This is a genomic window from Azospirillum oryzae, from assembly GCF_008364795.1.
Taxonomy (GTDB): Bacteria; Pseudomonadota; Alphaproteobacteria; order Azospirillales; family Azospirillaceae; genus Azospirillum; species Azospirillum oryzae.
This window is the reverse complement of record NZ_VTTM01000009.1, coordinates 152999-170882: the sequence shown is the minus strand read 5'-3', so window position 1 is coordinate 170882 and position 17884 is coordinate 152999. Positions and strand designations below refer to the sequence as shown.

Sequence of the window (17884 nt, the reverse complement as noted above, 5' to 3'; positions counted from 1 at the left end):
CGTTGGCCGTTCAACAGTCGGTGCGCGCGGCCCGTTCCCCTGTCCGTTCCGGAAGGTTGCCGCGAAACGGCGGCGGCGGGCGCATGGCGGCTACCGCTCAAAAGAGGCGCAACCAAGTCAACGGCCGGGAGTTGGGTTCGAAAAGAGCTTTGGCTGAGGACGTGCCATGACACATTCAAATCGAAGCGTCGCCCTCTGGGCGATGGTCATCCTTCTTGCGATACTGGGGCTCGGCTCGCTCGGCGGCGGGCTGTGGCTGATCCTGCTGGGCGGGTCCTGGTACTACGCCATCGCGGGCGTGCTGTTCCTGGCCACCGCCGCGCTGCTGGTGAAGCGGTCGCCGACGGCGCTGTCGATCTACGCGGTGCTGGTGATCGGCACGCTGATCTGGGCGCTGTGGGAAGCCGGGCTGGACTGGTGGCGGCTGTCGGCGCGCGGCGACGTGATCGCGGTGGTGGGCTTCCTGCTTATTCTGCCCTGGATCACCCGCAGCCTGGGCGAGCGTGAACCGGTGGCCGGCGAACGGGCGCCGGGCGCCTATCCCGTCGGCGTCTTCCGCGGCACCGGCATCCCGCTCACCGCCTCGCTGGTGATCGTGCTGCTGGTCGGGGTCGTCTCCTGGTTCACCGACCCGCACCGCATCGACGGCACGGTTCCGCCGCGGCAGCAGACGGCCTTTGCCGGGGATACTGGGGCCGCGGATGCAGGCACCGGCTCCGGCCCGGCGATCCCGGACGGGGAGTGGCAGGCCTATGGCCGCACCGGCTACGGCCAGCGCTATTCGCCGCTGACCGGCATCACCCCGGAGAATGTGGACAAGCTTCAGGTCGCCTGGACCTATGAGACCGGCGACCTGCGCGGTCAGCCCGGTGACCCGAAGGAAACCACGTTCGAGGTGACGCCGCTGAAGATCGGCAACCGCCTGTTCCTCTGCTCGCCCCACCAGCATGTGATTGCACTGGATGCGACCACCGGCAAGGAGGTGTGGCGCCGGGATCTGCAGATCGACCAGAAGCAGCTGGCGCTGCAACATCTGACTTGCCGCGGCCTGTCCTACCACCCGGCCCAGCAGGCCTCCGCCGCTGCCCCGGCGACCGGCGGCGCCTGTGCCGCCAAGCTGTTCATGCCGACCGCCGACGGCCGTCTGGTCGCGCTGAACCCGGAGGACGGGTCGATCTGCACCGGCTTCGGCCAGGACGGGCAGATCAACCTGTGGGCCAACATGCCGAACGTCCAGCCCGGCGCCTATTACTCGACCTCCCCGCCGGTGGTGACGGCCAACCTCGTCATCGTCGGCGGCACGGTGCTGGACAATGTGTCGGTCCACGAGCAGTCCGGCGTGATCCGCGCCTTCGACGTCAATGACGGCCATCTGGTGTGGAACTGGGATTCGGCCAAGCCGGACCAGACCACGCCGATCTCCGACGGCCAGACCTACACCGTCAACTCGCCCAACAGCTGGTCGATCTCCAGCGTGGACGAGGCGCTGGGCATGGTCTATGTGCCGCTGGGCAACCAGCCGCCCGACCAGTTCGGCGGCAACCGCAGCCCGGCGGTGGAGCGCTTCTCCTCGTCCGTCGTGGCGCTCGATCTGGCGACGGGGCAGGTGCGCTGGGTCTTCCAGACCGTGCATCACGATCTGTGGGATTATGACGTGCCGGCACAGCCCAGCCTGATCGACTTGACCGTCGACGGTCAGACCGTCCCGGCCCTGGTGCAGCCGACCAAGCAGGGCGAACTGTTCGTGCTCGACCGCCGCACCGGCAAGCCGATCCTGCCGGTGACCGAGAAGCCGGCGCCGCAGGGGGCCGCCGAGGGCGACCACAGCGCCCCGACCCAGCCGGTCTCCGCCCTGTCCTACGACCCGCCGCCGCTGACCGGGGCTGACATGTGGGGCGCGACGATGTTCGACCAGCTCGCCTGCCGCATCGCGCTGAAACGCCTGCGCTACGACGGCCGCTTCACCCCGCCGACGCTGCAGGGCTCGCTGATCTATCCCGGCAATTTCGGCGTGTTCAACTGGGGCAGCGTCGCGGTCGACCCCAAGCGCCAGATCGCCTTCACCACGCCGGCCAATCTGGCCTTCGTTTCGCAGCTGGTGCCGCGCAAGAACGACACGGAGCTGTATGTCCAGGGTGGGGAACGGCCGCAATTCAGCCTGCCGGCTCTCAACGAGAATTTCGGCGCGCCCTATGCGGTGAAGCTCGCCCCCTTCGTCTCGGTCCTGGGCCTGCCCTGTCAGGCGCCGCCCTGGGGCTATGTCGCGGCGGCCGACCTGACGACCGGCAAGATTGTGTGGAAGCACAAGAACGGCACCACCCGCGACGCCTCGCCGGTGCCGCTGCCCTTCCGCATGGGCGTGCCCAACCTGGGCGGCCCGATCATGACCGCTGGCGGCGTGGCTTTCCTGTCCGGCACCATCGACTATTATGTGCGGGCCTACGACGTTTCCACCGGCAAGCAGCTGTGGGAAAGCCGTCTTCCGGCCGGCGGTCAGGCCACCCCGATGACCTACCAGGGCGAGGACGGCCGGCAATATGTGCTGGTGGTGGCCGGCGGGCACGGCTCGCTCGGGACCAAGGCGGGCGATTCGGTGATCGCCTATGCGCTGCCGAAGTGAGGGGCGTCGGCTTCGATTGCCCCCACCTAACCTCCCCCGCTGGGCGGGGGAGGGACTGCTGCTGCTCTTCCGTGTCAGCACTTGCTCCCTCCCCCGCCCAGCGGGGGAGGGTTGGGGTGGGGGCAAGAGCTGTGGGGGCATCGTCACTGCCCAACAAAAAAGCCTGCCCCGGTTCCCCAGGGCGGGCTTTCCCCAACCAAACAATCCTCAGCGCGTCGGCACCGGCGGCGTCTGCGAGTAGTCGTAGAAGCCGCGGCCGTACTTCTTGCCGATCCAGCCGGCCTCGACATACTTCACCAGCAGCGGGCAGGGGCGGTACTTGCTGTCGGCCAGCCCTTCATACAGCACCTGCATCACCGCCAGACAGGTGTCCAGGCCGATGAAGTCGGCCAGTTCCAGCGGGCCCATCGGGTGGTTGGCGCCCAGCTTCAGCGCGGTGTCGATGGCATCGACGCCGCCGACGCCCTCATAGAGGGTATAGACGGCTTCGTTGATCATCGGCAGCAGGATGCGGTTGACGATGAAGGCCGGGAAATCCTCGGCCACCGCGGCGGTCTTGCCGATGGCGAGCGTCAGTTCCTTGATGGCGTTGAAGGTCGGCTCGTCGGTCGCGATGCCGCGGATCAGCTCGACCAGCTGCATCACCGGCACCGGGTTCATGAAGTGCATGCCCATGAACTTGGCCGGGCGGTCGGTCGCCGCCGCCAGACGGGTGATCGAGATCGACGAGGTGTTCGTCGCGATCAGCGCCTCCGGCTTCAGGTGCGGAACCAGCTTCTTCAGCAGGTCGCGCTTCAGTGCCTCGTTCTCGGTCGCGGCCTCGATCACCAGATCGGAGTCGCCGAAGATCGACAGGTCGGTGCCGGTGACGATGCGGCCCAGCGCCGCCGTCTTGTCCGTCTCGCTCAGCTTGCCCTTCTGGATCTGCCGGTCGAAGTTCCGGGAGATGCCGGCGAGCGACTTTTCCAGCGCCGCTTCGCTGATGTCGGACAGGGTGACGTCGTACCCGGCCTGGGCACAGACCTGGGCGATGCCGCTGCCCATCTGGCCCGCACCGATGATGCCAATCTTCTTGATCGTGGTCATGGAGGCTGTCCCGCGAAGGATGTGGGTAAGTTGGTCCGCCGCGACGGGCACCGGTTCCATCCGGTGACCGCCGCGGCAGTCCGGATCAGCGCGCCTTATCCAAGCTTTTCCGTCAGCTCCGGCACGGCCTTGAACAGGTCCGCGACGAGGCCGTAATCGGCGACCTGGAAGATGGGCGCTTCCTCATCCTTGTTGATCGCGACGATGACCTTGCTGTCCTTCATGCCGGCGAGGTGCTGGATCGCACCCGAGATGCCGACGGCGATGTACAGCTCCGGCGCCACGATCTTGCCGGTTTGCCCGACTTGGTAGTCGTTCGGCACGAAACCCGCGTCCACGGCGGCGCGGCTGGCGCCCACCGCGGCACCCAGCTTGTCGGCCAGAGCCTCCAGCATCGGGAAATTGTCGCCCGACTGCATGCCGCGGCCACCCGAAACCACCACGCGGGCGGCGGTCAGCTCCGGACGCTCCGACTTGGTCAGCTCGGCCGAGACGAAGCTCGACAGGCCCGACGCGCCGACACCGGCCACGCTCTCCACTGCGGCCGAACCGCCTTCGGATGCTGCGGTCTCGAAGGCGGTGGTGCGGACGGTGACGACCTTCACCGGGTCGGCCGACTGCACGGTGGCGATGGCGTTGCCGGCATAGATCGGCCGCTCGAAGGTGTCGGCCGACAGCACGGCGGTGATGTCGGAGATGGCGGCGACGTCCAGCAGTGCGGCGACGCGCGGCAGGAGGTTCTTGCCGACCGAAGTGGCGCCGGCCAGCACATGGCCGTAACCGTTCTTGGCGATCGACACCACCAGCGGGGCGACGTCTTCCGGCAGCTGATGCTCATAAGCGGCATCGTCGGCCAGCAGCACCTTGGCGACGCCGGCCACCTTGGATGCTGCCTCGGCGGCGGTCTGCGCGCCCTTGCCGGCGACCAAGAGGTGGATGTCGCCGCCGATCTTGGAAGCGGCGGTGACGGCGTTCAGCGTGGCGGGCTTCAGCGAGGCGCCGTCGTGTTCCGCGATGACGAGAATGTTGGCCATGGTCAGTTCATCCCCCTCAGATCACGCGCGCATCGTTCTTGAGCTTGTCGACCAGCGTGGCGACGTCGGGCACCTTGATGCCGGCCTGACGCTTCGGCGGCTCAACGACCTTCAGCGTCTTCAGACGCGGGGTCACATCGACGCCCAGCGCATCCGGGGCGACGGTCTCCAGCGGCTTCTTCTTCGCCTTCATGATGTTGGGCAGCGAGGCATAGCGCGGCTCGTTCAGCCGCAGGTCGGCGGTGACCACCGCCGGCAGCTTCAGCTCGACCGTCTCCAGGCCGCCGTCGATCTCGCGGGTGACCGCGACCTTGCCGTCGCCGGCAACCACCTTAGAGGCGAAGGTGCCCTGGCCCCAGCCGAGCAGGGCGGCCAGCATCTGGCCGGTCTGGTTGCAGTCGTCGTCGATCGCCTGCTTGCCGAGGATGACGAGGCCGGGGGCCTCCTTCTCGACCAGGGACTTCAGCAGCTTGGCGACGGCCAGCGGCTCGGTCGTCACGTCGGTCTGCACCAGGATGGCGCGGTCGGCACCCATGGCGAGAGCGGTGCGCAGGGTCTCCTGGGCCTGGGTCGGGCCGACGGAGACCACGACGATCTCGGTCGCCGTGCCGGCTTCCTTCAGGCGCACGGCTTCTTCGACGGCGATCTCGTCGAAGGGGTTCATGCTCATCTTCACGTTGGCGGTCTCGACGCCGCTGCCATCCGCCTTGACGCGGATCTTCACGTTGTAGTCGACCACTCGCTTAACGGGGACGAGGACTTTCATAACTCACCCTGGCTGCTGAGCGCGCGCCTGTTACGGCGAACACCGCGAAAATTGCTGTGGTTGCGAACGGACCATAGGATCTGGCATTACCACTGTCAATGACGCGCCGGATGCGCGGGCGGCGTCGTGTACCGGCCTGATTGTCGCGGCAGGGACGTATTGCGCAGTGTTCGCCGGAATGCGCAGGCTCAGCGGTTGGCGCCGGGCACCCACAGCACGTCGTCCGCCCCGTTGCGGTTCACCACCCGGCTCAGCACGAACAGATGGTCGGACAGCCGGTTGACGTATTTCAGCGCAGCATGCGTCACCGTCTCGTGCCGGGCCAGATCGGTCATCAGCCGTTCCGCCCGCCGCACGACGGTGCGCGCCAGATGCAGATGCGCCGCTGCCGGAGAGCCGCCGGGCAGGATGAAGGAGGTCAGCGGCGCCAGATCGGCGTTCATCGCGTCGATCTCCGCCTCCAGCCGGTCGACCTGCGCCTGCACGATGCGCAGCGGCGGGTATTTCGGGTCCTCCTCCTCCGGCGTGCAGAGGTCGGCGCCCAGGTCGAACAGGTCGTTCTGGATGCGGCCCAGCATGGCGTCGGCTTCCGTCATACCGGCGGTGTGCAGCCGCGCCATGCCGATGACGGCGTTCGCCTCGTCCACCGTGCCATAGGCGGCGACGCGGCGGTCATGCTTCGGCACCCGGCTGCCGTCGCCGAGCGAGGTTTCGCCGGCGTCGCCGCCGCGCGTGTAGATCTTGGTCAGCTTCACCATGGGGAACCGTCAGCCTTTGGTCAGGATGGCGAGGACGAACAGCAGCAGCGCCGCACCCTGCAGCATCACGCGCAGCCGCATCGCCTTGTTGGAGCGGCGGGGATCGCCCCGGCCGCCGCGGGCCATGAAGAAGAGGCCGACGAACAGCGAGCCGACCACCGCCAGCATCGCCATGACCATCAGGATGGGGAAAAGGTTTTGCATGACCGCCACTATATTCCAGCATCCGGCCCGCGCCTATGGCGACGTGGTCCCTTGAAATCGGTGTTCCGGGTAATCCCCCGGTTGCCAACGCCGCCGGACCGCATAGAGTGCGCGGCGTCGGGATCGGCGGATAGAGTGGAGATGCAGGCGATGCGGCGGCGGACTTTCCTGAAGACGGCCCTGAAGGCGACCGCGGTCACCGCGGCCGGCACCGCTGCCTTCGCGGCGCTGAGCCGCAAGCCCGTCCAGGCGGCTCCCGGAACCGCCGTTCCGTCGACGTCCTTCCCCGACGATTTCCTGTGGGGCGTCTCCACCTCCAGCTACCAGATCGAGGGCGCCGTCGCCGAGGATGGACGGGCGCCCAGCGTCTGGGACACCTTCAGCCATTCCTACGGGCGAATCGCCAACGGCGACACCGGCGACGTGGCCTGCGACCATTACCACCGCTATGCCGAGGATGTGGATCTGATGGCGCGGGCCGGGATGAAGGCCTACCGCTTCTCCATCGCCTGGCCGCGGGTGATGCCGCAGGGCACCGGTGCGGTGAATGCCAAGGGGCTGGACTTCTACGACCGGCTGACCGACACGCTGCTGGCGAAAGGCATCCAGCCCTGGCCCTGCCTATTCCATTGGGACCTGCCGCAGGCCCTGCAGGACCGCGGCGGCTGGACCAACCGCGACATCGCCGGCTGGTTCACCGATTACGCGCTGGCGGTGACCGCCCGGCTGGGCGACCGCGCCAAGCACTGGGTGATGCTGAACGAGCCGTCGGTGGTCGCCATCTTCGGCCACGGCACCGGCGGCCATGCGCCCGGCCTGACCGGGCGCGAGACCTGCCTGAAGGCGATCCACCACCAGAATCTCGCCCAGGGCACCGCACTGGCGGCGCTCCGCAAGGCCGGCGGCAGGAACTGGCAGCTCGGCACCGTGCTGTCGCTGCAGCCGTCCTGGCCGGTCGGCGGACTCGACTCGAACTATCCGGCCTCGCTGATGTGGGATGCGGTGTGGAACCGCTCCTGCCTCGACCCGCTGTTCAAGGGCCGCTTCCCGGAGTTGCTGGAGGCGGACTTCGCCCGCATCGCCAAGCCCGACGATCTGGCGCGCATCAACCAGCCGGTCGATTTCCTCGGCGTCAACTACTACAGCCGCATGCACCAGCAGCCCGATCTGCAGGGGCTGTTCGGCACCGGCTACGGCTCGGCGCCGGAGGGCACGCGCAAGACCGGCATGGACTGGCCGGTGGAGCCGGATGGGCTGAGCGAAATCCTGGCCGAACTGCAGGAGAAATACGGCAACCCGCCGGTCTATGTGACGGAGAACGGCGCCGACTATCCCGACAGCATCGGCCCGAGCGGCCGTGTCGAGGACCGCGATCGCATCGCCTATCTGCGCGACCATCTGCTGGCCGCCGCCAAGTCGATCGACGAGGGCTGCAACCTCAAGGGCTACATGGCCTGGACCCTGCTGGACAATTTCGAATGGTCGGAGGGCTACCGCCGCCATTTCGGCCTTGTCCAGGTCGACCGCAAGACGATGGCCCGCACCCCGAAGGCCAGCTACGACTGGTACGCCTCGGTCATCCGCAACAACGCCGTTCCGCTGGCCTGAGGGTGGCGGTAGACTGCGGCCATGCCGTCCCCCCGTCCGCCCCAGCCGACCCGATTCGCCATCCAGAAGGCGCGTGGCAAGGGGTGGAAGACGCTGGAGGTCGGCGAGGAGCTTGCCCACGCCAAGGCGCGCTTCGACCGGATGGTCGGCATCAACCCGCGGGCCTATTTCCGGCTGATCCAGCTCGATTACAACGCCGACTCCGCCTATGAAGGGATGGAGTTCAACTGGACGCTGATCGAGCTGTACGATCCCACCAGGGGCGGAAGCGTCCGGCCTCCACCGAAGCCCGTCCCGGCAACTCCCCGCAAATCGAAGGGCAAGCGCAAATCCGCTGAACCGGTCGCCCTGCCGCTGCGCATCTATCTGACGGTGATCCTGATCGGCACGCTGGCGGGCGCCCTGGCCTACCTGCATTTCGCCGGCGGCCGGTAACGGCCGGGCGGCAAGGCGTCACTCCGCCGCATAGCCCTTGCGGCGCATGCACAGCGCGAAGATCTCCTTGCGATAGCCGAACTGCGGCGTTTCCGGCAGCGGGCGCAGGGGATAGCCGCGCAGGCGCATGGTGTTGTCCACCTGCTCGGTGCATTCGTCATAGGCGACGGTGGGCACGTCGGGGCTGGCGGTCCACTCGCGGTAGGACGGCGGGCTGCTGCAGCCGGACAGCAGGGCGAGCGTGGACAGGCAGGCCAGCACCGGCAGGGCCGGCAAGCGTGCGGCTATGGTCCCGGTCATGGCTTGCGACTCGCTCCTTTTTCGTCCCCGATTTGACGCTACCACGACCGGGGCTTTTCGATCCATTTTCGTGCACCATTTCCGGGAACGCGCCTTTTCGGCAACGCTGCGCGGCGGACAACGCAGACGCACCAAAATCGCCGCCGGAAAAGCGACGCAATCTGGTAACACGATCTGGATTTCCCCGATTCGGGGGAGTGTCGTGGCTCTGAAGTCGGTCTGGCGTCACGGACGGAGGGAGAGGCAATGTCTGGGATTTCGCGGCGGGTGCATGGTGGCGCCGCGGTGGCGGCTGTCGCGGTGGTGGTGTCGGCTCTGACCGTGGGAACGCCCGCTCCGGCAAGGGCGGAGCCATCGGTCGCCGACATCCAGTGGGCGCAGACCATCCTCAAGGAAAAGGGCTTCGACATCGGCGGCCGGGCCAAGGGCCAGATGACGCCGGAAACCCGCTCAGCCCTCAGCGCCTATCAGAAGTCGGTGGGCCTGCCCGCCACCGGCAACCTGGATCAGGCCACCATCGCAAAAATGATGGGCGACCGCGAAAAGAAGGCCGCGCCGACCATGGGCAGCCTGTCCAAGAGCCAGGTTGGCCAGACCCGCCACGAGAAGGAGGTGACGCCGCGCGCCGCCCCGACCGGCCGGGTCGAGTCGGGCAACGAGAGCGTCGGCGGCATGGCCCAATTCGGCGGCGCCCCGGTGTCGTCCTCGTCGTCGTCGTCCTCTTCCGCCAGCCACAGCGCCGCCGCCCCGGCGGCGCGTCCATCGGCGAGCGCGCCGGCTTCCGCTGCCGCGCCTTCCAGCCCGACTCCCCAGAGCGCGCCGCGTCCGTCGGCCAGCGCCTCCGCCAGCGCATCCGAGGGGCCGGTGCCGCAGGCCGCACCGCGCGGGGCGGTGTCGGCGACCACGCCCGACGGGAAGCCGGTCCCGGTGGAGGAACCGGTTGCGGTCGGCGCGGCCCCGTCGGTCTGGCAGTCCAACGCCGCGCGTGCCGGTGTCGCCGGGCTGCTCGCCGCGACGCTGGGCGGCCTCGGCTTCGCATGGTGGCGCAGCGGCCGGGGCGTCGATCCACTCAGCCGCACACCGGCCGGCGACGACCGTCCGCGCGACACCCGCGTCGAGCCGAGCTTCGGCGGCCCCCGCCGCCGCGAGGAACTGACGCCCGGTCCGCGGCTGACGGCGGAGGCACGGCGGCGCTGAGCGCCGCCTATCTCACATCATCATCGGACAGCCGCCCCCGCCGCAGCCACTGGGGGCGCAGGCGGGCGCGCAGGCCGGGGCGGGCGCCGGCAGGGACTTGCCGACGCGCGGGGCCATGATGGCCTTGGCGACTTCGGTGCCGCCGCAGGACGGGCAGGGGATACCGGCGGCCTTCTTGGCGTCGTAATCGGCCATATTGTCGAACCACTGGTCGAAATCATGGCCGCAGGCGCAGTGCAGGGCATAGACGATCATCGCAAGAGCCTCGGAAAGCGGAAACCCGGCCGTCTTCTAGCCAAGCCTCCGGCACCCCGCCAGGATCTGCATCAATCCTATCGTCAGCGTGACTCGGTCACGCCCACCCGCGCGCACATCGACAGCAGCGGACAGGTGGAGCAGCGCGGCCTTTCGCCGGTGCAGACCCATTTGCCGAAGGGCACCAGCCGCTCATTGATCTCCACCCAATAGCGCTTGGGCAGCACCGCCAGCAGCGCCGTCATCGTCTTTTCCGGCGTGCGCGCCCGCACATAGCCCCAGCGGTTGGTGACGCGGTGGACATGGATGTCGACCGCCAGCGCCGGAATGTCGAAGCCGACGGCCAGCGTCAGCGCCGCGATCTTCGGCCCGACGCCGCGAAAGCGCATCAGCCCGTCCGGCGTATCGGGCACCTCGCCGCCATGCTCCTCGACGATGCGGCGGGACAGGTCGCGGATGTCGCGGGCTTTCGGTTCCGGGAAGGTGGCGCCGTGCAGCAGATCCACCAGCCGGTCTTCCGGCAGGGCGGCCATCGCGGCGGGGGTGGCGGCCACCGCGAACAGCCGCTCGGCGACCGCCAGCGTCGTCTCGTCCCGCGTCCGGGCGGAGATCAGGCTGGCGACCAGCTGCTCGAAAGGGGAGGCGTGGCCACGGTCGCGCAGCTCGAACATCGCCGCCTTGGGATAGGCGGCGACGGCGACCCGCAGGCGGCGGAACGCCTCGTCGATGTCGAAGGACTGGGACGCCGCGGACTGCAAACTCACCGGCATCGTCTCCGGGCACGGGCTGAACGGACGGGGCGTTACGGCAGGCCCCCGTCCGACAACTCGCGACTCCGGACTATGTTCCGGTCAGAGCGCCTTGATCTGCATCTTGATCGGCCCATCCGCCCGGCCATGGACGAACTGGTCGACATAGGCGTTGCCCGAATTGTCGATGTCGCGGGCGTGGCCGGTCCAGATGATGCGGCCCTGATAGATCATGGCGACGCGGTCGGCGATCTTGCGGGCGGACGCCATGTCGTGGGTGATGGTGACCGCGGTGGCGCCAAGGTCCTTCACGCACTGCACGATCAGCTCGTTGATGACGTCGGCCATGATCGGGTCGAGGCCGGTCGTCGGCTCGTCGAAGAAGATGATCTCCGGCTCGTCGGCGATGGCGCGGGCAAGGCCGACGCGCTTCTGCATGCCGCCCGACAGCTCCGACGGCGACAGTTCCGCCACGTCCGGGGTGAGGCCGACGGCGCCCAGCTTGGCGATGGCAATCTCCTTGGCCTGGGATCGCGGCATATGCTCGCCCTGGATCAGGCCGAAGGCGACGTTTTCCCAGACCGGCAGACTGTCGAACAGGGCGGCGCCCTGAAACAGCATGCCGAACTTGTGCAGCAGCTTCTCCCGCTCGCGCGAGCGCAGCCGCGTCGTCTCTTCGCCGTCGACCTTGATCGAGCCGGAATCCGGCGTCAGCAGGCCGAGGATGCTCTTCAGCATCACCGACTTGCCGGTGCCCGACCCGCCGATGACGACCAGCGACTCGCCCTTCGCCACCTCCAGATCGATGCCGTTCAGCACCTTCTTCGGGCCGAAATGCTTGGTGACGCCCTTGAGCGCGATCTTGGGGACAGTGGTCATGGGCGAAGCGGTCATGGGGTGGCGCTCACTTGGTCGAGAAGAAGAGGCCGGTGATCAGGTAGTTCCACACCAGGATCATGATCGAGGCCGACACCACCGCGTTGGTGGTCGCGGCACCGACGCCCTGGGCGCCGCCCTTCGAGTGGTAACCGTGGTAGCAGCCCATCAGCGCGATCAGGAAGCCGAAGATCGCCGCCTTGACCAGACCGGAGATCACGTCCAGCGGTTCCAGGAATTCCCAGGTGCGGTTGATGTAGCTGGCGGCGTTGAAGTCCAGCCGGTAGACGCCGACCAGGAAACCGCCGAACACGCCGATGATGTCGGCGACCACCACCAGCAGCGGCACCATGGTCAGGCCGGCGATCAGCCGCGGCGCCACCAGATACTTGTGCGGGTTGGTCGACAGGGTCGACAGCGCGTCGATCTGCTCGGTCACCCGCATGGTGCCGATCTCCGCCGCCATGGCGGCGCCGATGCGGCCCGCCACCATCAGGCCGGCCAGCACCGGGCCAAGTTCCCGGGTGATCGACAGCACGACGACGGTGGCGATGGCACCCTCCGCCTGGAAGCGGGAGAAGCCGCTATAGCTCTGCAGCGCCAGCACCATGCCGGTGAACAGCGCCGTCAGCCCGACCACCGGCAGCGAGTAATAGCCGATGTCGATCATCTGCCGCATGATCTGCCGTGGATAGAGCGGCGGACGCACGCAGTGCGACAGGGCGGATCCGGTGAACAGGGCAAGGCGTCCGGTCGCTTCCAGGAAGATCAGGAAGGCCCGGCCGGTAGCGGCGAGGAAACCCATCAGTCGGCCCGCATCCTTGGTTAGAGACTCGTTTGGGCGATGCGGTCATAGCACCGATGAGCGCCTAGGTCATCCTTGGACTTTGCAATGGTGGGGAGACGGGGACGGCGTGGAACTCGACGATGATGGCGGAGGCAGCGCAATCCGCGCACCTTGACAACGAAGCAATCCAGGTCGGAGCAAGTCGGCAGCATATGCGGTCGAGGGGTCGCCGTGGTGAGTTGGTTCCGCTCCCCCGATCGGCAGCCCGCACAACGACCTTCTGAACGAGTTGCCCGCGCTGCCTCTCCGCGCGAGACGAGTGGACCGAACGGGTCGTCTGCCGGACGCCGGAATTGCAGGCCACCATATGGTTCGCGCACACTCGGCCAGCGTCCGATTTGATGAGGTAAGGAATGGCAATAAGCTTTCAGGGTTGAAAAAACTTACCATTAATTCTAGAAAAGGTGAATAGATAGGGAGGATGACCCTCTGTGATTGTTTTATCCCTTTCCCAACAGGCTGCTCTCCAACGGTCCGCGATGGTTGTGGCACTGCGCGACATCGGCCGTGAGTTAAGCGTGCTCTATCCCGAGACCGCTCCCGCCGACATCGAGAGGACGACCCGTGCGGCCCTGGACAAGGCGGACGTGTATGGATTTGAGTCTTGCGGCGCCGTTCTCTGTCTGGCGTCCCTGATCTTGGAATTTGGTCCCGACTTTGACCGCATCTCCTCCGAGCCGTGCCTGCAGCGCGCGCTTTTCGACCGGAACGCCAGCGAAACCTACCGTATCGAGGAGTTGATGCGCCACGCCATCAAGTGCGGCCGCCGCGTGACGAGTGTGCCCGATGTCACAGCCTTCGCCGCGCTGAATTGATGGCGTCGAACATCGAACGTTTGGCCGCCGTGCGAACGGCAGGGCTGGCGCTGGCAAAAACGGTGGTCCGGAATGTTGTCCAGGCGTGCCCGGCCACTCAAGCCGATCCGCTGCCCTGGTTTATTTTGGGCGTGGCCAGTACTGGCAATGGGGGGGCGGCCCAAGGCCCCACGCCCATCAACCAGGGCACCCCTGACCCCAAAAACGACAAGAATCTAAAGCAGTTGGGCAGCACGGGGCGCTATTACTACGATGGCGACGAGCACGCGATCAAAAATTTTCCCGCCATCAAGATCAAAGGATCGGACGCGTTTTCCAACAATGTTGTGCAAGATTTGAGGACGTTGGCCAAGACCGATACCGGAAAGTCCATTCTCAGGGCATTACAAAAGGCGAATAAGGACAAAGGCTATGTCCTGACGATCAGTGAGTCCTTCCTTGCCGAAGATGCCTGCCAATTCACAACCGGCACCGACAGCAAAGAGGGCAAGCAGCGTTTGGATTCCAGCGGCAAGGTGGTGGACGGGGCGGGGGCGAAGGCCAGCACAGTGCTGTATAGGGCGGACCGGTCAATGACCATCACCATCAACGGGGTGGATATTGATTTCCCGTCGGAAAAGGTGTTGGGACACGAAATGATCCATGCCGTTCACGCTGCCCAAGGAAAGACGAGGATCAAAGGTGCCAGCCAATCCTACAACGAAGATGAGGAGAACAGCACCGTCGGTCTGGACAGCATGCACGCGATCACTGCTGCGGAGGCCACCGATGGAAAGAACACGCGCTCGAACGATGACATCGTCAAGGAAATCTCCAAGTCCTACTATGGAAAGAGCGGCTACGAGGATGCCATCAAAAAGGCGAACCGCATAAGCGCCACGACGGCACTGACGCCCGGCATGACGTTGTGGATGCCTCCGCAGGCAGGAACGACGTCCATGACCGAAAACCAGCTCCGGGTTGACCAGGACATGCCCATCCGCCCCGGCTATTCCGGCTCGTTGAAGGCGGTCTATGATGAAAAGCCAAAGCCCTGACCGAAGGAAATTGTGGCGATGCCCAAGGGGATAAACTTAACCATTACCACGAAGCGCGATTCCGATGGGCGCAACGTCGTGGAATGGAGCCTGGAGAATTCCTCCGGCCACGACTATTATTTGTTCGACGGCATCGCTGCCGACCCATCATCTCCCGCCGCCGGGCCGGGGGATGTGTATTTCCGCTGGCGGGAAGGCGACACCCTGATTCTCTACCAGGGCATTCCTGAAGTCCCTGACATGATGTCTGTCCTGCTGCCCTATGTGCCGAAAGCCAGCCGTTTGGACGATTCTTCCATCCGCGTTAAGCGCACGACTTTGCCGGACACTGTGCCCACCAACCTCTATTACGGACACTTCGACGATCCGACCGGCGAGGGGGAGCCTCGCATGGCCGCCCATGCCGCTTTTGTCGAAATTCGCGTTGGCGCGGTGCGGGACGGGGGGCTGGCGGTGGTCGACGCCGGCCGCTCCGCCAAGCTGCAATTCTATGATTTTCGCGACATGGACAAGACCATCGCCGCCGCCGAAGTTTGGCGGTCTGCCCGGATACCGCTCCATCACCCGGTGCTCGTGGTAGACTGACCGCCATCGTGGGGCGCGACGGGGAACTCCTGTGCCCGATCGCCGCGTGCCGATCACCCGCCCACATAAATCCGGTGATAGCGCCGGCCGAGCGAGGTCAGGATTTCGTAGCCGATGGTCCCGCCCTCCGCCGCCACTGTGTCGACCAGCCGGTTCGGCCCGATCAGCTCGACCATGCGGCCGGCATGGGCCGCCGACTCCGACAGGCCGGTGACGTCGATGGTGATGAGGTCCATGGAGATGCGGCCGACGATGGGGGCGGCGACGCCGTCGACGAAGATGTGCCCCTTGCCGCCGAGCGACCGCATGTAGCCGTCGGCGTAGCCCACGCCGATGGTGGCGATCCGCGCCGGGCCGGCCACCTTGTGGGCGGCGCCATAGCCGACCGTCATCGACGCGTCGCAGTTGCGCACCTGCAGCAGCTTGGCGTCCAACCGTACCGTATCCCGCATCGGATTCGGCAGATGCGGCGTCGGGTTGACGCCGTAGAGCGCGCAGCCCGGCCGGGCGAGGTCGAAATGATGGTCCTTGCCGTGGAAGATGCCGGACGAGTTGGCAAAGCTCGCCTTCGCCTTCGGCAGTCGGGTCAGCGCCGCGCGGAAGCGGTCGAGCTGCTCCCCGGTCATCGGGTTGTCGAATTCGTCGGCGCAGGCGAGGTGGGTCATCCAATAGCGGACGTCGATGCCCTCCAGCCACTGCGGATGACCGGCGAGGTCGTCCAGCTCGTCGGGGCCGAGGCCCAGGCGGTTCATGCCGGTGTCGATGTGGATCACCGCCGGCAGAACCTCGCCGCGTGACGCGGCGAAGGCCCGCCACGCCGCGATCTCGCCCAGGTGGTTCAGCACCGGCAGGATGCGGTTGGCGATGAACTCCCCCTCGCAACCCACCGGCAGGCCGCCCAGCGAGAAGACCTGAGCTTGCGGCGCCACCGGTTCCAGCGCGCGGCGGACGGCCAGCGCCTCCTCGAACTGGGCGACGACGAAGGTCCGGCAACCGGCGGTGGCCAGGGCCGGCACGACGCGCGCCACCCCCAGCCCATAGGCGTCGGCCTTGACCACGGCGGAGCATTCCGCCGGCGCCACGCGGTCGCGCAGCTGGGTCCAGTTGGCGACGACGGCGCCGAGATCCACGGTCAGGATGGCGCCGGCGCGCGGGTTCAGGTCGCTCGTCACTCTGGTCACTCGTCGGTCTGGTGGTGCTGGTCGAGATCGCCGAACTTGGTGAACTGGCCGTCGAAGTAGAGGCGGACGGTGCCGATCGGACCGTGACGCTGCTTGGCGATGATCACCTCGGCGGTGTTGTGCACCTCGCCCAGGCGCTGCTGCCAGCGCTGGTAGCGGTCGTTGAACTTGTCGTCGCTCTCGTCGGGCCGGCGCGAGGGCTCGGCGCGCTCAAGATAATACTGTTCGCGGAAGACGAACATCACGACGTCGGCGTCCTGCTCGATCGAGCCCGATTCGCGAAGGTCGGCCAGCTGCGGACGCTTGTCCTCGCGAAGCTCCACCGCGCGGCTCAACTGCGACAGCGCCACCACCGGCACGTCCAGCTCCTTGGCGATGGCCTTCAGGCCGCGGGTGATCTCCGAGATTTCCTGCACCCGGTTCTCCGACCCGCGCGACGACGAGCCGCGCAGCAGCTGGAGATAGTCGACCACCACCATGCTGAGGCCCGACGTCCGCTTCAGCCGGCGGCAGCGGGTGCGCACCGCGGCGACCGACAGGGCCGGCGTGTCGTCGACATAGAAGGGGCAGCGGGCGAGGTCCTGGCTGGCCTGGACGAATTTCGGGAAGTCGGTGTCGCGGATCTCGCCGCGGCGGATCTTGTCACCCGGCACCTGTACCTCGTCGGCGAGGATACGGGTGGCGAGCTGTTCCGCCGACATTTCCAGCGAGAAGAAACCGACCACGCCGCCTTCCTGGCCGGATGTGCGCATGTGCGCCTTGGCGGCGTTGAAGGCGATGTTGGTGGCCAGTGCCGTCTTGCCCATGGAGGGACGCCCGGCGAGGATGATCAGGTCCGACGGGTGCAGGCCGCCCAGCTTGCGGTCGATGTCGATCAGCCCGGTGGTGACGCCGGTGACGTGGCTGGAGCGGCGGAAGGCCGCCTCCGCCGTCGTGATCGCATGCTTGACCGACTCGCCGAACGCCACGAAGCCGCCCTGCACGTCGCCGGTCGAGGCGAGGTCGAACAGCTGCTTTTCCGCCTCGCCGATCTGGTCGAGCGCGGTGATGTCGAGGTCGTGGCGGTACGCCTCGTTCACCATGTCGGTGCCGACCTCGATCAGCTGCCGTCGGATGAACAGGTCGTGGATGGTCTTGCCGTAATCACCGGCGTTGACCACGGTGACGACGTTGGCCGCCAGCTCCGCCAGATAGGCGCTGCCGCCTTCCACCGCCAGTTCGGGATCGTTGTCGAACAGGGACTTCAGCGTGACCGGGTTCGCGATCTGGCCGCGGTCGATCATCTTGGTGATGGCGGCGAAGATGCGCTGGTGGGCCGGGTCGTAGAAATGCTCCGGCCGCAGGAACTCGCCGACCTTCTCATAGGCCTTGTTGTTGACCAGGATCGCGCCCAGCAGCGCCTGCTCCGCCTCCTCGTTGTTGGGGGGCGTGCGGTATTCGGCCGTCGGCTTGACCGCGGACGACGGGCGGGGATCGAACAGCGATGAGGTCTGGTTGCTCATGGAGGACACAATAGCAGAAACAGAACGCG

At 66.8% G+C, this 17884-nt stretch carries 19 protein-coding genes; 7 read left to right on the top strand and 12 right to left on the bottom strand.

The window, feature by feature from the left end; translation table 11 throughout:
* The first annotated feature begins 166 nt into the window (after positions 1 to 166).
* The gene (locus FZ938_RS22170) at positions 167 to 2620 is read left to right on the top strand and encodes a glucose/quinate/shikimate family membrane-bound PQQ-dependent dehydrogenase (RefSeq protein WP_149200612.1); all 2454 of its coding nucleotides are present in this window, start codon (positions 167 to 169) and stop codon (positions 2618 to 2620) included.
* A 207-nt stretch (positions 2621 to 2827) separates the two neighbouring features.
* On the opposite strand, the gene FZ938_RS22165 is transcribed toward FZ938_RS22170, so the two are convergent.
* The 5 genes from FZ938_RS22165 to FZ938_RS22145 all read right to left on the bottom strand — a co-directional run bounded on the left by FZ938_RS22165 (position 2828) and on the right by FZ938_RS22145 (position 6468).
* The gene (locus FZ938_RS22165) at positions 2828 to 3706 is read right to left on the bottom strand and encodes a 3-hydroxybutyryl-CoA dehydrogenase (protein WP_149200611.1); all 879 of its coding nucleotides are present in this window, start codon (positions 3704 to 3706) and stop codon (positions 2828 to 2830) included.
* A 95-nt stretch (positions 3707 to 3801) separates the two neighbouring features.
* On the bottom strand, positions 3802 to 4740 hold the full coding sequence (locus FZ938_RS22160) for an electron transfer flavoprotein subunit alpha/FixB family protein (protein ID WP_149200610.1): 939 nt from the start codon (positions 4738 to 4740) through the stop codon (positions 3802 to 3804).
* A 16-nt stretch (positions 4741 to 4756) separates the two neighbouring features.
* Entirely contained in the window at positions 4757 to 5506 is a 750-nt protein-coding gene (locus FZ938_RS22155; protein ID WP_149200609.1) for an electron transfer flavoprotein subunit beta/FixA family protein, read from the bottom strand.
* A 188-nt stretch (positions 5507 to 5694) separates the two neighbouring features.
* On the bottom strand, positions 5695 to 6264 hold the full coding sequence (locus FZ938_RS22150) for a cob(I)yrinic acid a,c-diamide adenosyltransferase (protein ID WP_149200608.1): 570 nt from the start codon (positions 6262 to 6264) through the stop codon (positions 5695 to 5697).
* Positions 6265 to 6273: 9 nt separating this feature from the next.
* Positions 6274 to 6468 carry a twin transmembrane helix small protein gene (locus tag FZ938_RS22145; protein ID WP_109073584.1) on the bottom strand — a complete coding sequence of 65 codons (195 nt, stop codon included), beginning with the start codon at positions 6466 to 6468 and terminating at the stop codon, positions 6274 to 6276.
* Between the two features lie 150 nt (positions 6469 to 6618).
* Between FZ938_RS22145 and FZ938_RS22140 the strand changes: the two genes are divergently transcribed.
* On the top strand, positions 6619 to 8076 hold the full coding sequence (locus FZ938_RS22140) for a GH1 family beta-glucosidase (protein ID WP_149200607.1): 1458 nt from the start codon (positions 6619 to 6621) through the stop codon (positions 8074 to 8076).
* Between the two features lie 21 nt (positions 8077 to 8097).
* On the top strand, positions 8098 to 8511 hold the full coding sequence (locus FZ938_RS22135; protein WP_149200606.1) for a hypothetical protein: 414 nt from the start codon (positions 8098 to 8100) through the stop codon (positions 8509 to 8511).
* 18 nt (positions 8512 to 8529) lie between these two features.
* Here the strand turns inward: FZ938_RS22135 and FZ938_RS22130 are convergent, their stop codons facing one another.
* Positions 8530 to 8811, bottom strand: a complete 282-nt coding sequence (locus FZ938_RS22130; protein WP_149200605.1) for a hypothetical protein — start codon at positions 8809 to 8811, stop codon at positions 8530 to 8532.
* A 246-nt stretch (positions 8812 to 9057) separates the two neighbouring features.
* Between FZ938_RS22130 and FZ938_RS22125 the strand changes: the two genes are divergently transcribed.
* On the top strand, positions 9058 to 10008 hold the full coding sequence (locus FZ938_RS22125; RefSeq protein WP_149200604.1) for a peptidoglycan-binding domain-containing protein: 951 nt from the start codon (positions 9058 to 9060) through the stop codon (positions 10006 to 10008).
* A 12-nt stretch (positions 10009 to 10020) separates the two neighbouring features.
* On the opposite strand, the gene FZ938_RS22120 is transcribed toward FZ938_RS22125, so the two are convergent.
* From FZ938_RS22120 to FZ938_RS22105, 4 genes are all read right to left on the bottom strand, one after another.
* Positions 10021 to 10263 carry a DUF1178 family protein gene (locus FZ938_RS22120; RefSeq protein ID WP_149200603.1) on the bottom strand — a complete coding sequence of 81 codons (243 nt, stop codon included), beginning with the start codon at positions 10261 to 10263 and terminating at the stop codon, positions 10021 to 10023.
* 83 nt (positions 10264 to 10346) lie between these two features.
* The gene (locus tag FZ938_RS22115; RefSeq protein WP_246457958.1) at positions 10347 to 11027 is read right to left on the bottom strand and encodes an endonuclease III domain-containing protein; all 681 of its coding nucleotides are present in this window, start codon (positions 11025 to 11027) and stop codon (positions 10347 to 10349) included.
* A gap of 87 nt (positions 11028 to 11114) precedes the next feature.
* Positions 11115 to 11891 (bottom strand): ABC transporter ATP-binding protein, encoded by a 777-nt coding sequence (locus FZ938_RS22110; protein ID WP_149200601.1) that lies wholly within the window; start codon positions 11889 to 11891, stop codon positions 11115 to 11117.
* 25 nt (positions 11892 to 11916) lie between these two features.
* Positions 11917 to 12693 carry an MlaE family ABC transporter permease gene (locus tag FZ938_RS22105; protein ID WP_149200600.1) on the bottom strand — a complete coding sequence of 259 codons (777 nt, stop codon included), beginning with the start codon at positions 12691 to 12693 and terminating at the stop codon, positions 11917 to 11919.
* Positions 12694 to 13166: 473 nt separating this feature from the next.
* Between FZ938_RS22105 and FZ938_RS22100 the strand changes: the two genes are divergently transcribed.
* From FZ938_RS22100 to FZ938_RS22090, 3 genes are read left to right on the top strand one after another with little or no spacing between them, the layout of a single operon-like run.
* Positions 13167 to 13550 (top strand): hypothetical protein, encoded by a 384-nt coding sequence (locus tag FZ938_RS22100; protein WP_149200599.1) that lies wholly within the window; start codon positions 13167 to 13169, stop codon positions 13548 to 13550.
* Positions 13550 to 14587 carry a M91 family zinc metallopeptidase gene (locus FZ938_RS22095; RefSeq protein ID WP_149200598.1) on the top strand — a complete coding sequence of 346 codons (1038 nt, stop codon included), beginning with the start codon at positions 13550 to 13552 and terminating at the stop codon, positions 14585 to 14587. Before FZ938_RS22100 ends, FZ938_RS22095 begins: the two co-directional genes overlap by 1 nt.
* 18 nt (positions 14588 to 14605) lie before the next feature.
* On the top strand, positions 14606 to 15172 hold the full coding sequence (locus FZ938_RS22090; protein WP_149200597.1) for a hypothetical protein: 567 nt from the start codon (positions 14606 to 14608) through the stop codon (positions 15170 to 15172).
* A gap of 53 nt (positions 15173 to 15225) precedes the next feature.
* On the opposite strand, the gene alr is transcribed toward FZ938_RS22090, so the two are convergent.
* Positions 15226 to 16344 (bottom strand): alanine racemase, encoded by a 1119-nt coding sequence (gene alr, locus FZ938_RS22085; RefSeq protein WP_149200596.1) that lies wholly within the window; start codon positions 16342 to 16344, stop codon positions 15226 to 15228.
* Between the two features lie 5 nt (positions 16345 to 16349).
* Positions 16350 to 17855, bottom strand: a complete 1506-nt coding sequence (locus FZ938_RS22080; protein WP_149200595.1) for a replicative DNA helicase — start codon at positions 17853 to 17855, stop codon at positions 16350 to 16352.
* Positions 17856 to 17884 lie beyond the last annotated feature (29 nt).